Genomic DNA, 14264 nt, shown 5'->3' on the forward strand with positions numbered 1-14264 from the left:
AGGTCAGGCTTCTACCGCGGATTCGTCGGTAAGTGCCTTGTAGGCCGTACCGGCTGCCTTCTGCTCGGCTTCCTTCTTGGAGCGGCCGACACCCGTGCCGTACGGACGACCGGCGATCACCGTGGTGGCGGTGAACTCCTTGTTGTGGTCCGGTCCGGTGGAGGTGATCTCGTAGGCGGGCACGCCGAGACCACGCTCGGCGGTGAGTTCCTGCAGGCTGGTCTTCCAGTCGAGGCCCGCGCCCATGCGGGGGCCGCGCTCGAGCAGATCGGCGAACAGGCGAAGCACCACCACGCGCGCGGTTTCGATGCCGTGCTCGAGGTGCACCGCACCGAGCAGCGACTCCATGCCGTCGGCGAGGATGCTCGGCTTGTCACGGCCACCGGTGAGCTCTTCGCCCTTACCGAGCAGCAGATACTGGCCGAGTCCGCCGTCGCCGAGGCCACGCGCCACCTCGGCGAGCGCGTGCATGTTCACCACGCTCGCGCGCAGTTTCGCGAGTTCACCCTCGGACTTCTCGGGGTGCTCGGTATACAGGCGCTCGGTGATGCTGAGGCCGAGTACCGAGTCGCCGAGGAATTCCAGGCGCTCGTTGGTCGGCAGACCGCCGTTCTCGTACGCGTACGACCGGTGCGTCAGCGCCAGGCGCAGAAGCTCCGGTCGTACGTCGACACCGAGGGCGGTGAGCAGGCTGGCCTCATCGGCCGCGCCCACATTGTCTTTACTGGCTGTCACGTTGCTAGGAATGATCTACAACGATCAGACTGCAGAGGTGACCTGGCGGCCCTTGTAGGTACCGCAGGACGGGCACGCGATGTGCGGGAGGGTCTTCTCACCACACGCGCGGTTCGGGCAGGTGACCAGGGTCGGCGCGGTGGCCTTCCACTGGCTGCGCCGCGACCGGGTGTTGGAACGCGACATCCGACGCTTGGGAACAGCCACGGCTACTTCTCCTCTTGGTTTTCGCTGACTACACCGGCATCAGATGCCGCGGCAGCGGTTCGGTCTTGGTGGTGGAACCCTCAGGCGGGGTCGCCGGTACCGGGCTCGTCAGTGGCGAAATTCGCCAACTTCGCCCAGCGAGGGTCCAGTATCTCATGCCCATGATCAGGACCCGCAATCGCCATCCGCACACCGCACTCGGGGCACAGGCCCGCACAGTCCGGCGAGCACAGCGGCTGCAGCGGAAGCTCCAGCCCGATGGCATCGAGGATCACCGGTTCGAGGTCGACGAGGTCGTCTTCCATGCGGTAGACCTCGGCATCCTCGGTCGTCTGCTCGGTGGTGCTGTCCGGATAGGCGAACAGCTCCGTCAGACGAACATGCACCTGGTTCTCGAACGGTTCGAGGCAACGCGAGCACTCCCCGGCCGTCGGTCCGGACGCCGTGCCGGTGATCAGCACACCCTCCGAGACCGCCTGCAGCTGCAGATCGAGTTCCACCTCGGCATCGGCCGGGATGGCGATCAGGTCCAGACCCAGCCGCTCGTGGTCGGTGACAGTGCGACGCAGCTCCCGCATGGTTCCCGGCCGACGGCCGAGATTGCGGACGTCCAGCACGAAACCCGCCTCCGACACAGGACCATTGGTCTTGCGTGGACGCGCGGGCGAACCGGAACCGGCGGACATCACTGACTCGCTAACCGTTGAGGGGATGATGGGCAACCACTCAACAGTACGGCAGGACCCCGCCGGAACTCAAAACGCGCGGATCGGTCAGCGGCGGTGGTCGGCAGCGTATTCGGGGTATTCGGCGCCCGGTGCGCCGCGCATCTGCTGACGACCGCGCGTGATCGAGCGCCTGGTGGTGTTGAGCGTCTCTTCCATCGCGGCGAGCCGGTTGCCGAAATCGGCCATCTGCTCGTCGACGTAGTCGTCGCATTCGGTGCGCACCCGGTCGGACTCGGCCTGCGCCTCGTCGATCAGGCGGGCGGATTCGGCGTGCGCGACCCGCACCACCTCGGTCTGCGCGACCAGGCGGGCCTGTTCGGCCTTGCCGTCGGCGACCGAACGCTCGTAGGAGGCCTTGCCCGCCTCGATGGCCCGGTCGGCGTCGATCTGGGCGCGGCCGGTGAGCTCGTCGTATTCGGCATTGCCGTCGGCGACGACCTGATCGGCCTCGGCCTGGGCGGAGCTCACCAGGCGGTCGGCGTGCGCGGTGGCCTCGGCGACCATCCGGTCGGCGTGGTCCTTCGCGTCGGCGAGGATGCGATCGGCCTCGGCGCGGGCGGAGTCGATGGTGGCGCGCGCCTGCTCGTTGGCCGTGGTGACCGTCGCCTCGGCGCCGCTGCGGGCATCGCCGACGATCTTGTCGCGGTGGTCGAGGACATCCTGGGCGTCGTCGAGTTCACCGGGCAGCGCGTCGCGGACGTCGTCGAGGAGCTCGAGGACATCGCCGCGCGGCACGATGCAGCTGCGAGTCGGCGGGATGCCGCGCGCCTCTTCGACGATGGCGACCAGTTCGTCGAGTGCTTCGAATACGCGATACATGCTCACTACCCTCCTGCTTCGATCCCGGCGAAACCACTACCGCCGTCGCCCAGTGTGCCCTTCTGGGGCGCGTGTGCCGAATGTCGTCGCGGTGTGTCGCGACAGTGTCCAAGATCGCACAGATATCAAGTGGAGTGCAGCCCTCCACTTCGGCTACCATCGGTAGGCAAACAACGCCGTCCGCGTCTGTTCATTGGGATCGGAGTCGAACATGACCCTCCTGGAAACCCCTAGGAGTCCGGTGTCGCACGTCGCTGGCATGTTCACTCCATGGACCGGTCCGTTTCCCGTGGTGGCACCGAGTGAAGTCGCACCCGCGCTGCGTCCGCAGTTCGTGGGCGCGCTCACCTATCTACGCGGCGACCGGGCCCTTCCCCAGCTGTTCCGATTCGCCCTCGTCGGCGGGTCGAGCAATATCGCCTATGTGCTGCTGTTCTTCGCGATGCACAGCGTCGGCCCGCTGATCGCCAATGTGGCCGGGTCGCTGGTGAGCACGGTCATCGCCAACGAATTCCACCGTCAGCTCACGTTCCACGCCACCGACCGGGTCACCTGGTTCACGGCGCAGTGGGAAGGTGGCGGGATCGCGTTGATCGGGCTCGCGATCACGACCGCGGGCTTGGCCGGACTGGATTTCTGGGCGCCCGGTCTGGGCGACATCACCCAGGCACTGACGGTCCTCGCCATCACCGCCGCGGTAGGCGGCCTGCGCTTCCTGGCACTGCGCGGCTTGTTCCGGCTTCCCGCGACTGCCTAGCCCTTACGTTCGGCCAGGCGGTCGAGGAGACGCTTGTGGACGGCGGGTGGGAGCATGTCGCTCACGTCGCCGCCAAGGGCCGCTACTTCCTTGACCAGCGAGCTGGACAGAAAGCTCAGGGACGGGTTGGTGGCGATGAAGAAGGTGTCGACGCCGGCCAGTTTGTGGTTCATCTGGGCCATCTGCAGTTCGTAGCCGAAGTCGCCCGCGTCGCGCAGACCCTTGACGATCGCGCTGACGCCTTCCTGCTTGGCGAAGTCGACCGTGAGGCCCTGCCAGGAGGCGACCCGCACGTTCGGCAGGTGCGCGACGGATTCACGCAGCAGTTCCATGCGCTCCTCGACGGTGAACATGCCCTGCTTCTTGGGGTTCACATTGACGGTGATGATCACCTCGTCGAACTGTGCGGCCGCGCGGGCGAACACGTCGAGGTGACCGTTGGTGACCGGGTCGAAGGAGCCGGGGCACAGTGCTGCAGCCATGTATCAGACGCTAGCACCGAACTCGGCGAGTTCGACTCTGGTCTCCCCGTATTTGCGGGTCTTCAAGGGCAGATAGCCTGTGGGCCAGGCGATTTCGGGTGAACGACTCGACCGTTCCACTACCACCAGTGCCTGCGGCGCGAGCCAGCCGTTGCTCGCAAGGGCGGTGAGGTCGGCGATCACGTCCTCGGTGCTCACGTCGTAGGGCGGGTCCGAGAACACCACGTCGTATGCCCTTGGCGCGGCTTGTTTCAGCACCGAGGACACGCTGGCGAGCCGCAGTTCGGCGCCGGGCAGACCGAGTTCGGCGATATTGGCGCGCACCACGTCCGCCGCTTTGCGGTCCGACTCCACGAGCAGCGCTCGCTCGGCCCCGCGCGAGAGCGCTTCCAAGCCCAGCGCACCCGAGCCCGCATACAGGTCCAGGACCAGTGTCCCGTCCAGATCGAGACGGGCGTCGATCGCGCTGAACACGGCTTCGCGCACCCGATCCGACGTGGGCCGGGTACCGACGGGCGGCACCTTGAGGCGCCGCCCGCCCGCCACACCCGCGACGATGCGTGTCATTCCGACTCGCGTGTGACCAGTTCCACCAGCAGGTCGCCGCCCTCGACCTGGGCCACCTTGGCGGTCGCGATCCGGCCGACCACGCCACCGCGCGGTGCGGTGATGGCCGCTTCCATCTTCATCGCCTCGATGGTGCCGACGGTGTCGCCGGCGTGGATTTCGTCGCCCTCCGACACCGCAAGGGTGACCACTCCGGCAAACGGCGCCGCGATGTGACCGGCGTTGTTCTTGTCGGCCTTCTCCGCCGCTGGCACCTCGGAGGCGACGGACCGGTCACGCACCGCGACCGGGCGCAGCTGCCCGTTCATGATGCACATCACCGTGCGCATGCCCTTCTCGTCGGGCTCGGAGATCGCCTCTAGGCCGATGAGCAGGGTGACGCCCTTCTCCAGCTGCACACGGTGCTCTTCGCCGCGGCGCAGGCCGTAGAAGAACTGGTTCTCCGACAGCCCGGTGGTGTCGCCGTACTTCTCGCGGTGGGCGTTGAACTCGGCGGTCGGGCCGGGGAACAGCAGCCGGTTTAGCGTTTCGCGACGCTGCGCCGACGACCCGTCGAGCAACTTCTGGTCGGCCGGGCTCAGCGGGGTCTCGGGCTTGGGTTCGTTGCGCCCGGCCAGTGCCTTGCTGCGGAACGGCTCGGGCCAACCGCCCGCGGGGGTGCCGAGCTCGCCGCGCAGGAAGCCGATCACCGAGTCGGGGATGTCGTAGCGGCCCGGATCGGCGGCGAAGTCCTCGATATCGACACCGGTGCCGACCAAGGCCAGCGCGAGGTCACCGACGACCTTCGACGACGGGGTCACCTTGATCAGGCGACCGAGCAGCCGGTCGGCAGCCGCGTACTTCGCCTCGACCTCTTCGAACCGATCACCGAGGCCGAGCGCGATCGCCTGCTGACGCAGATTCGACAGCTGACCACCCGGAATCTCGTGGGTGTACACGCGCCCGGTCGGCGCGGGCAGGCCCGACTCGAACGGTGCGTAGACCTTGCGCAGCGCCTCCCAGTACGGCTCGAGATCGCACACATTCTGCAGATTCAGACCGGTGTCACGATCGGTGTGCGCGGTGGCGGCCACGATCGCCGACAGCGCGGGTTGTGACGTGGTGCCCGCCATAGCCGCGGACGCGCCGTCGACCGCGTCGGCACCGGCCTGCCAGGCCGCCAGGTAGGTGGCCAGCTGCCCGCCCGGGGTGTCGTGGGTGTGCACGTGCACCGGCAGGTCGAAGTTACTGCGCAGCGCCGTCACCAGTTTCGCGGCCGCGGGAGCGCGCAGCAGACCGGCCATGTCCTTGATCGCGAGGACGTGCGCGCCCGCGTCGACGATCTGCTCGGCCAGCTTCAGGTAGTAGTCGAGGGTGTAGAGCTGTTCGTTCGGATCCATGAGGTCGCCGGTGTAGCTGAGCGCGACTTCGGCTACAGCGGTTCCGGTTTCGCGGACCGCGTCGATCGCCGGACGCATCTGGTCGACATTGTTGAGCGCGTCGAAGATGCGGAAGATATCGATGCCGGTGGTGGCGGCCTCGGAAACGAAAGCGCGCGTGACCTTTTCGGGGTAGGGCGTGTAGCCGACGGTGTTGCGACCGCGCAGCAGCATCTGCAGGCAGATGTTCGGCACGGCTTCGCGCAAGGCGGCAAGGCGTTCCCACGGGTCCTCGTGCAGGAACCGCAGTGCCACATCGTAAGTCGCGCCACCCCACGCCTCGATGGAGAGCAGTTCGGGGGTCAGTCGCGCGACGTGACCCGCGACGCCGAGCAGACCGTTGGTGCGCACGCGGGTCGCCAGCAGCGACTGGTGCGCGTCACGGAAGGTGGTGTCGGTGACGCCGACCGCCTTCTGTTCGCGGAGAGCTTTCGCGAAACCCTCCGGTCCGAGGGCGAGCAGGCGCTGACGCGAACCGTCCGGCGGCGCCACCGTCAGGTCGACTGCGGGCAGCTTGTCGTACGGGTACACCGTGGTCGGGCGATCACCGTTGGGCTTGTTGACGGTGACGTCGGCCAGATAGGTGAGGATCTTGGTGCCACGGTCGGCCGACCCACGCGAGGTGAGCAACTCGGGACGCTCGTCGATGAACGAGGTGGTCACCCGGCCCGCCTGGAAATCGGGATCGTCGAGCACCGACTGCAGGAACGGGATGTTGGTCGTTACGCCACGAATACGGAATTCGGCCAGCGCGCGCTGGGCGCGCGCGGCGGCTGCGGGCAGGTCGCGACCACGGCAGGTGAGCTTGACCAGCATCGAGTCGAAGTAGGCGCCGATCTCCGCGCCCAGGTTCGCGCCGCCGTCAAGACGGATACCCGCGCCGCCGGGGGTGCGGTAGGCGGTGATGCGGCCGGTGTCGGGGCGGAAGCCGTTGGCCGCGTCCTCGGTGGTGATGCGGCACTGCAGCGCGGCGCCGCGAATCTGCACCGTCTCCTGGCTCAGACCCAGGTCGGCAAGCGATTCCCCGGCCGCGATGCGCAGCTGCGACTGCACCAGGTCGACATCGGTGATCTCCTCGGTGACCGTGTGCTCCACCTGGATGCGCGGGTTCATCTCGATGAACACGTGCTTGCCGCGCTCATCCAGCAGGAACTCCACGGTGCCCGCGTTGATATAGCCGATCTGGCGGGCGAACGCCACGGCATCGGCGCAGATACGCGTCCGCAGTTCGGGCGACAGATTGGGGGCGGGCGCGAGCTCGATCACCTTCTGATGGCGACGCTGCAGCGAACAGTCCCGCTCGAACAGGTGCATCACATTGCCGTGCTGGTCGGCCAGGATCTGCACCTCGATGTGGCGCGGGTTCACCACCGCCTGCTCGAGGAACACGGTCGGATCACCGAACGCCGACTCCGCTTCGCGCGAGGCCGCTTCGATCGACTCACGTAACTGCTCGGGCGCGGCGACCCGGCGCATACCACGACCACCACCACCGGCGACGGCCTTGACGAAGATCGGGTATTCGAGTTCGGCCGAGGCGGTGATCAGTTCGTCGATATCGGCCGATGGCTCACTCGACTTCAGCGTCGGCAGGCCTGCCGCCTTCGCCGCGGCGATGGCCGTGGCCTTGTTGCCCGCCATCTCGAGGATCTCGGCGGTGGGGCCGATGAACGTGATGCCCTCGGCGGCACAGGCCGCGGCGAGGTCGGGGTTCTCCGACAGGAAACCGTAGCCGGGGTAGATCGCGTCGGCGCCCGCGCTCTTGGCGGCCTCGATGATCGCCTCGATCGACAGATACGCGCGAACCGGGTGACCCTCTTCGCCGATCTGGTAGGACTCGGCCGCCTTGAGGCGATGCACGGAATTGCGATCCTCGTACGGGAACACCGCGACCGTTCCGATGCCGAGTTCGTAGGCCGCGCGGAAGGCACGGATAGCGATCTCACCACGATTTGCGACCAAGACTTTCGAGAACATTGGCCTACGGTACCCGGACCCGACCCGAGGCCGGACACGCAAGGTGACTTCGCCACACTCTTCACACCGCACACCCGCCCACCTGCGAAGTTGCGTTCATCAGGCCGTCACATCTCACCGCGGAAACCGCCCTGCGGTGCGCCCGGACGTCCCCGCGGGAAACCCCAGGTCACACCAGTCAAGCCCCCCGCCGGACCGACCCCTACCATTCGACTACCCGGACGAAGCCCTGCCATCGACCTCGTCCGCCGCGGCGAAGCCCAGGGACAACTCCACCTGGAATGCCGCCGAGCTCACTTCCGGGTGGCGATCCAGCCGTCGCCGCGCACCGCGGCGTCACTGCGCTGGACGACCACTCCCCCGGATCCGAGTCTGTTCGCCATGGCGGGATCGGGCGAACTCCCGACTGCGATTCAGGCGTACGGAGACCGCTATCTCTACCGAAACAGCAGGAACAGGCGTATTTTCGTGAGCGACGTCAAGCGGAAGTCGGTGACCGCGGCGAAGTTCCCCCCGGTGCGTACGGCGTACCGGGGAGCCCACGTGCCCTACCAGCGCACTCTTCGCACGTTACGCACCAGTAGCGTCACGTAAAATCCCTTGCGGCACTGGACATCTCCTTCGGCAATCCCGACTTTCAGCGAATATTGCGAACAGGTCGCGTTAGGATCTTCGTTGTGCGGAAGATGTACGCGGGGGCCAGGCTACGAAGGTTGCGCGAAGAACGGCGGATGACTCAGGCAGCGCTCGCGAAGTCGCTCGACCTCTCACCCAGCTATCTCAATCAACTAGAGCGTGATCAGCGTCCGCTCACCATTCCTGTTCTGCTGAAACTGAACTCGACCTTCGACCTCGACGTGCAGTTCTTCGCCGCCGACTCCGACGCGCGGTTGGTCTCGGATCTGCACGAGGTACTGGTGGAAGCAGCGGGCGGCGGTGACACCGCACCGATCACCGAGGTCGAGGAACTGGCGACCCGCCTGCCCGAGGTGGCGCGCATCGTGATCGCGATGCACCGGCGCCTGCGCGCGGCGACCGACCAGCTCGACCTGCTGTCCTCGCGCGTCGACACGCCCACCGGCGCGCCGGGCGCACCCATGCCGTACGAGGACGTGCGCGACTTCTTCTACGACCACCGCAATCACATCTCGACCCTCGATCACGCCGCCGAGCAATTGTTCGAGGAATCCGGTCTGAGCATCGGCTCACTGGATCGTCAGCTGGCCAGGATCGCCGAGGAACGCGCGGGCGTCACGGTGCTGGTACGCGGCGACGGCGCCGACCCGACCATCCCGAAACGCCATTACGACCCCGACACCCGCACCCTCACCCTGGCCAGGCGGCTGCGCCCCGGGCAGCGCGCCTTCCAGATCGCGACCACCCTTGGCCTGCTGCTCTACGGCCGTGAGATCGACAACGTGCTCACCGAATCCCGTGGCCTCACCGGCGAATCCCGCACGCTGGCCAGGGTCGGGCTGGCCAACTACTTCGCCGGTGCGCTGATCCTGCCCTACGGTCGCTTCCTGCGCTCGGCCGAGGAATTGCGCTACGACGTCGACCTGCTCGCCCTGCGATTCGAGGTCGGTTTCGAGACGGTCTGCCATCGGCTGGCCACGCTGCAACGTCAGGGTCAGCGCGGGGTGCCGTTCTTCCTCGTCCGCACCGACCGGGCAGGCAACATCTCGAAGCGCCAGTCCGCCACCGCTTTTCACTTCTCGCGGGTCGGCGGCAGCTGCCCGCTGTGGGTGACCCATGAGGCCTTCGCCCATCCCGGTCGCATCCTCACCCAGGTCTCGGAGATGCCCGACGGGCGCCGCTACCTCTGGATCGCGCGCACCACACCCCCGGCCGCGCAGGGGTTCGGGACGGCGTCGAAGAACTTCGTCATCGCACTTGGTTGCGATATCGAATACGCCGACCGGCTGGTGTATTCGCAGGGGATGCAGGTCGACGATCCGCTGGTGGCTGTCCCGATCGGGGCGGGGTGCAAGGTGTGCGAGCGGCCCGCGTGCCCGCAGCGCGCGTTCCCGCAGATCGGGCGGCCGCTGGCCGTGGTCGAACACACCAGCACCGATCTGCCCTATCCACGGTTGCCACACCCCGCCGCGAACTCCGTCGCGCGGGCGGCGCCGGCGTAGCGCGCTCGCGTCGAGTCCGTTCGGCGGGTCAGGATTTGGCGAGGTATTCGATGCGTTCACCGTCGACGGCGGCGTGCATCATGCCCGCCAGGCCTGGGTGGTTGACCAGACCTGGGTCCTCGGCGACGACCTGTCGCGCGAGTTCCTGTGCGGCGGTGATCACTTCGAGGTCGTCGAGGAGCGAGAGCAGGCGCAGCGACCGGGCGGTGCCGGACTGCGCCGAGCCGAGAACGTCACCTTCACGGCGCTGGCGCAGGTCGAGCACCGAGAGTTCGAAACCGTCGGTGGTCGCGGCGACCGCCTCGAGCCGCGCCATCGCCGTACCGCCGGGCGCGGCATCGGTGACCAGCAGACACAGGCCGGGATGCTTGCCGCGTCCGATCCGACCGCGCAACTGGTGCAGCTGGCTCACGCCGAACCGGTCGGCGTCGACGATCACCATGACGGTCGCGTTCGGCACGTCGACACCGACCTCGACAACGGTGGTGCAGACCAGGACGTCGATGGCGCCGTCGTTGAATTGGCGCATCACGTGGTCTTTTTCGTCGGACGGCAGCCTGCCGTGCAACAGGCCGACGCGCGTACCTGCCAGTGGACCGGCGCTCAAGGTCTCGTACATCTCGACGGCGGCCGCCGTGGTCGGCCCCTCCTTCTCCGCCTTCTTCCCCTTGGCCGGTGGCGCGTCGGGATCCTCGCCGATGCGCGAGCACACCACATACGCCTGCCTGCCCTGGCCGACCTCTTCGACGATCCGTTCCCAGGCGCGCTCCACCCAGCCCGGATGCAGTTTGCGCGGAACGACTTTCGACACGATCGGCGAGCGGCCCTTGGGAAGCTGGGTGAGCGTTGAGGTTTCGAGGTCGCCGAGGGTGGTCATCGCGATGGTGCGCGGGATCGGTGTCGCGGTCATCACCAGCAGGTGCGGGCTGATGCCGTTTTTCGCCTTGGCACGCAACGCGTCTCGCTGTTCGACACCGAAGCGGTGCTGTTCGTCGACCACCACGAGGCCGAGGTCGTAGAACTCGACGGCGTCCTGGATGAGGGCATGGGTGCCGATGACGATGCCCGCCTCGCCGGTCATCGCGTCCAGCAGTGCCGACTTCTTCGCGGCCGTCGACATCGATCCGGTGAGCAGTACGACCTTCGTCGAGTTCTCGGCGGCACCGAGTTCGCCCGCGTTGCCGAGGTCACCGAGCATCGCGCGCAGCGAGCGATAGTGCTGGGCCGCGAGGACTTCGGTGGGCGCGAGCAGTGCGCACTGGCGGCCCGAGTCCACTACTCGGAGCATGGCGTTCAGCGCCACGATCGTCTTGCCCGAGCCAACCTCACCCTGGAGCAGTCGGTGCATCGGGCGGGTGCGGGAGAGGTCTTCGGAGATCTCCGCGAGCACCTGCAGCTGGCCCTCGGTGAGCTCGAACGGCAAGCGCTCGTCGAACGCGGCGGCGATACCGTCGGCCGAGGGCGGGCAGGCCGGGGCGGTACGGCCCGCTACCTCGTGGCGGCGTTCGGCCAGCACCAGCTGAAGTGCGAGGGCCTCATCGAAACGGAGTCTTTCCCTGGCCTTTTCGATATCGAGCTTGTGCTCCGGCAGGTGGATCAGGCGCAGCGCTTCCGAGAGCGGAAGGAATTGACGTTCCTCGCGCAGGTCGGCGGGCAACGGGTCATCGATGGGGTCCAGCTGGTCGAGCACCTGCCGTATGCAGGCCAGCAGGTCCCAGCTCTGGACCTTCGCGGTGGCCGGATACACGGGGACGAATTCGCGCTCGAAGAACGAGGCGTCCACTCCCCCCGCGCCTTTCGCACTCTGTGCCAATCCTCGCAAGGCACCGCTGCCACGCACGGAGGTGAGTTCCTCCACGCCTGCTTCCGGCTTGTCGGGCAGGATCAGGTAGTCGGGGTGTGAGAGGTTCCAGCGATCGGGACGCCACCAGTGCACGGTGCCCGACATCATCGCTCGCACACCTTCTTTCACCAGATAGCGCACCTTGTCACCGTTGAAGAAGGTGGCCTCGAGCGGTCGCTGGGCGCCGGTGTCGAGCTGCACCTTCAACAGGGAGCCGCGGCGGTTCTTCATCGGGCGCAGTTCGGTTTTCGCGATGCGCCCGATCACGGTGATGTGCGCGCCCTCTTCGGGTTCCTCCTCGGTGAGGGGCTGACCCTGGGTGGCGTAGCGCACCGGATAGTGACGCAACAGATCCTCGACGGTGGTCATGTCGAACGCCTCGGTCAGCCGGTCGGCCGCCTTGACGCCGAGCACGTGGTCGAGCCGGTCACTCAACGTCGTCATCTACTCGACCCCTATCTGCACCAGATCCGCTTGCTGTCCACCGGAATACACGACCACCTCGACGCCGGGGAAACCGGCCGTCACGTGATCGGCGAGCACCTGCGACAGCTCGGGCCCCGCGCCGGCGCCCATCAGCAGTGTCACCAATTCCCCACCGAGACCGAGCATCCGGTCGAGCAGAATGCGTCCGGCGCCGACCACATCGGGATCGATCACCACCACATCGTGGCCGACCAGACCCAATCCGTCACCGGGAGAACACATTCCGACCATGGTCAACGCCCGCACCCGCGCCGCCCGCAACGCACCCCACCGCGTGGTCGCCGCCGCCTCCGACATCGCGAACGCGTCGTCCACCGCGATCCGCCCCCGATCGTGCACCGCCAGCGCCGCGAGCCCCTGCACCATCGACGCGCTCGGCAGCAACAACACATCACGCGACCCGTCACGCGCGGCCACACCCGCGGCCACCAACTCCGGCGCGGGCAACGCCCCGTTCGGCAACACGAGCACCTCCCGATGCGGCATCCGCCGGATCGCCGTCAGCAGCGCGCTCGTATCGACCTGCCGATCCCCCCGCAACACCACCGCCCCGGCGTCTTCGAACAGGCGCACGGCAGCAGCGCCGACGACCACCGCCAGAACGCCACGGTCGGCAAGGACACCGGCTGGATCGCCGAAGATGCCGTCCCCGCTCTGGGTGTGCTGCGCGGCGAGCCCGTCGATGCGGTGTTCGTGGTGGTCGCTGTGCGGCGCGGTCACCGCGAAGCTCTCGATTCGGATCTTTGTCAGGGTTCCCACCGCGAGCCCCGCCTCGATCGCGGCCCCCGCGTCACGGCAGTGCACGTGGGCGGACCAGGTGCTGTCACCGTCGCCGACCACCACCACCGAATCACCGAGAACGGCGAGCCGATCTCGCAGGCCACCCGCGGCGGTCTCGTCGGTGTCGGAGATCACGTACATGACCTCGAAGTGCGGATCAGCGTCCTGATCTCGGTGATCATGGTCGTCACGGGAGGCGCCCATCCGGCGCTCCCGACCGTCGGGAACGAGCCCTCTGGCGCCGTCGCCCGCGCGTCCGTGATCGTTGTCACCGGATCGGCTGGGCAGAGTTGCGGCCTGCCTGTCGTCGATGCTCCCGTCGACAACGTGCGTCTGCGCCTCGTCGACTCGGGCGTCGGCGTCGACCGGCCGCCGATGCGGCCCGTGGTCCGCCCGTTCGCCGCACGTGTATCTGACTCGCGCGGGCGCCTCACCACAGACTTCCGTCACGAGGCAGTCGAGCAGCACCAGCAGCCCACGCGCCCCCGCGTCGACGACGCCCGCCGCCCGCAGCACCCCGAGCTGGGTCGGAGTCTGACTCAGCGCACGCGCGGCGCCCTCGGCGGCGGACCGAGCCACCTGCTCCAGCGAGGGTTCGGTGGCCCCGACGGCCGCCACCGCGGCGCGGTCGAGAACTGTCAGGATCGTGCCCTCGACCGGGGCGCTCAGACCCGTGCGAACGAGCACCGCCGACCGTCGCAACGCCACCTGCAGCCGCGCACCGGTCAACGGACCATCGACAACGGCCTCCGCGATCCCGCGTAGGACCTGCGACAGGATGATGCCCGAGTTTCCGCGCGCGCCCGTCGTCGCACCGCGGGCCAAGGCCTGGGCGATGAGATGAGCCGAAACACCGGAATCGGCGGACTCCAGCTCGAGCACCGCTCGGTCCGCGGTCGCGACCGCGGCTCGCATGGTGGCAAGGAGATTGGTGCCGGTGTCGGCGTCGGCGATGGGGAAAACGTTGAGCGCGTCGATCTCGGCGCGGCGTAGTTCCAGGTCGGTTCGGCAATTGCGGGCCCAGACCAGCAGGTCGTGGCCGTCGAGAGAGTCCCGCACGTGCGCCACCGCCACCTCGCTCCCCGTTCTGCGTACCCGCGCGCCGAGCACGCACGCCAGGTTAGCGGCACTGACCGACGCGGTTATGCTGACCTCGGACGGGCCCTCATCCGGGCTGTGCTCGGTGTGCCGACCGGGGCACCCGGTTTGGAACTTCGAGGCCCGGCCCGCTAGTCTTGCAGGGTTGCCTCGTGCGGCCCACGTGGGTCTGCGCTGGCCGACGTCAGTCGGCAAGGCATTTTGACGACATCAGTTTCCGGTTCAGCGG

General features: G+C 67.7%; 11 protein-coding genes. 2 read left to right on the plus strand and 9 right to left on the minus strand.

The window, feature by feature from the left end:
• Nucleotides 1–3: 3 nt before the first annotated feature.
• From rnc to ACLJPD_RS01885, 4 genes are all read right to left on the minus strand, one after another.
• Nucleotides 4–735 carry a ribonuclease III gene (gene rnc, locus ACLJPD_RS01870; protein ID WP_410869929.1) on the minus strand — a complete coding sequence of 244 codons (732 nt, stop codon included), beginning with the start codon at nucleotides 733–735 and terminating at the stop codon, nucleotides 4–6.
• A gap of 24 nt (nucleotides 736–759) precedes the next feature.
• A complete protein-coding gene (rpmF, locus tag ACLJPD_RS01875; RefSeq protein WP_040708879.1) occupies nucleotides 760–942 on the minus strand; it encodes a 50S ribosomal protein L32 in 183 nt (60 codons plus the stop codon).
• Between the two features lie 80 nt (nucleotides 943–1022).
• Complete coding sequence (locus ACLJPD_RS01880) at nucleotides 1023–1628, minus strand: YceD family protein (protein ID WP_410869930.1); 606 nt, start codon at nucleotides 1626–1628, stop codon at nucleotides 1023–1025.
• 87 nt (nucleotides 1629–1715) lie between these two features.
• The gene (locus ACLJPD_RS01885) at nucleotides 1716–2489 is read right to left on the minus strand and encodes a DivIVA domain-containing protein (protein ID WP_410869931.1); all 774 of its coding nucleotides are present in this window, start codon (nucleotides 2487–2489) and stop codon (nucleotides 1716–1718) included.
• 241 nt (nucleotides 2490–2730) lie between these two features.
• Between ACLJPD_RS01885 and ACLJPD_RS01890 the strand changes: the two genes are divergently transcribed.
• A complete protein-coding gene (locus ACLJPD_RS01890) occupies nucleotides 2731–3246 on the plus strand; it encodes a GtrA family protein (protein WP_410869932.1) in 516 nt (171 codons plus the stop codon).
• Here ACLJPD_RS01890 and coaD read toward each other — a convergent pair.
• From coaD to ACLJPD_RS01905, 3 genes are read right to left on the minus strand one after another with little or no spacing between them, the layout of a single operon-like run.
• A complete protein-coding gene (coaD, locus tag ACLJPD_RS01895; RefSeq protein WP_410869933.1) occupies nucleotides 3243–3728 on the minus strand; it encodes a pantetheine-phosphate adenylyltransferase in 486 nt (161 codons plus the stop codon). The genes ACLJPD_RS01890 and coaD overlap by 4 nt on opposite strands.
• Before the next feature lie 3 nt (nucleotides 3729–3731).
• On the minus strand, nucleotides 3732–4295 hold the full coding sequence (rsmD, locus tag ACLJPD_RS01900) for a 16S rRNA (guanine(966)-N(2))-methyltransferase RsmD (RefSeq protein ID WP_410869934.1): 564 nt from the start codon (nucleotides 4293–4295) through the stop codon (nucleotides 3732–3734).
• Nucleotides 4292–7690: a pyruvate carboxylase gene (locus ACLJPD_RS01905; RefSeq protein ID WP_410869936.1), complete on the minus strand. Its 3399-nt coding sequence runs from the start codon at nucleotides 7688–7690 to the stop codon at nucleotides 4292–4294. Before ACLJPD_RS01905 ends, rsmD begins: the two co-directional genes overlap by 4 nt.
• Before the next feature lie 677 nt (nucleotides 7691–8367).
• Here ACLJPD_RS01905 and ACLJPD_RS01910 point away from each other — a divergent pair.
• Nucleotides 8368–9828, plus strand: a complete 1461-nt coding sequence (locus ACLJPD_RS01910) for a short-chain fatty acyl-CoA regulator family protein (protein WP_410869937.1) — start codon at nucleotides 8368–8370, stop codon at nucleotides 9826–9828.
• A 28-nt stretch (nucleotides 9829–9856) separates the two neighbouring features.
• Here ACLJPD_RS01910 and recG read toward each other — a convergent pair whose 3' ends face one another.
• The gene (recG, locus tag ACLJPD_RS01915) at nucleotides 9857–12115 is read right to left on the minus strand and encodes an ATP-dependent DNA helicase RecG (RefSeq protein WP_410869939.1); all 2259 of its coding nucleotides are present in this window, start codon (nucleotides 12113–12115) and stop codon (nucleotides 9857–9859) included.
• On the minus strand, nucleotides 12116–13996 hold the full coding sequence (locus ACLJPD_RS01920) for a DAK2 domain-containing protein (protein WP_410869940.1): 1881 nt from the start codon (nucleotides 13994–13996) through the stop codon (nucleotides 12116–12118).
• Nucleotides 13997–14264 lie beyond the last annotated feature (268 nt).

The sequence above is a fragment of the Nocardia sp. A7 genome (assembly GCF_046549215.1).
In the GTDB taxonomy this organism is placed as follows: Bacteria; Actinomycetota; Actinomycetes; order Mycobacteriales; family Mycobacteriaceae; genus Nocardia.

Coding starts and splice junctions, on each gene's coding strand:
- ACLJPD_RS01880 (WP_410869930.1), bottom strand. CDS start 1,628: ATGTCCGCCGGTTCCGGTTCGCCCGCGCGTCCACGCAAGACCAATGGT.
- rsmD (WP_410869934.1), bottom strand. CDS start 4,295: ATGACACGCATCGTCGCGGGTGTGGCGGGCGGGCGGCGCCTCAAGGTG.
- ACLJPD_RS01885 (WP_410869931.1), bottom strand. CDS start 2,489: ATGTATCGCGTATTCGAAGCACTCGACGAACTGGTCGCCATCGTCGAA.
- recG (WP_410869939.1), bottom strand. CDS start 12,115: ATGACGACGTTGAGTGACCGGCTCGACCACGTGCTCGGCGTCAAGGCG.
- ACLJPD_RS01905 (WP_410869936.1), bottom strand. CDS start 7,690: ATGTTCTCGAAAGTCTTGGTCGCAAATCGTGGTGAGATCGCTATCCGT.
- coaD (WP_410869933.1), bottom strand. CDS start 3,728: ATGGCTGCAGCACTGTGCCCCGGCTCCTTCGACCCGGTCACCAACGGT.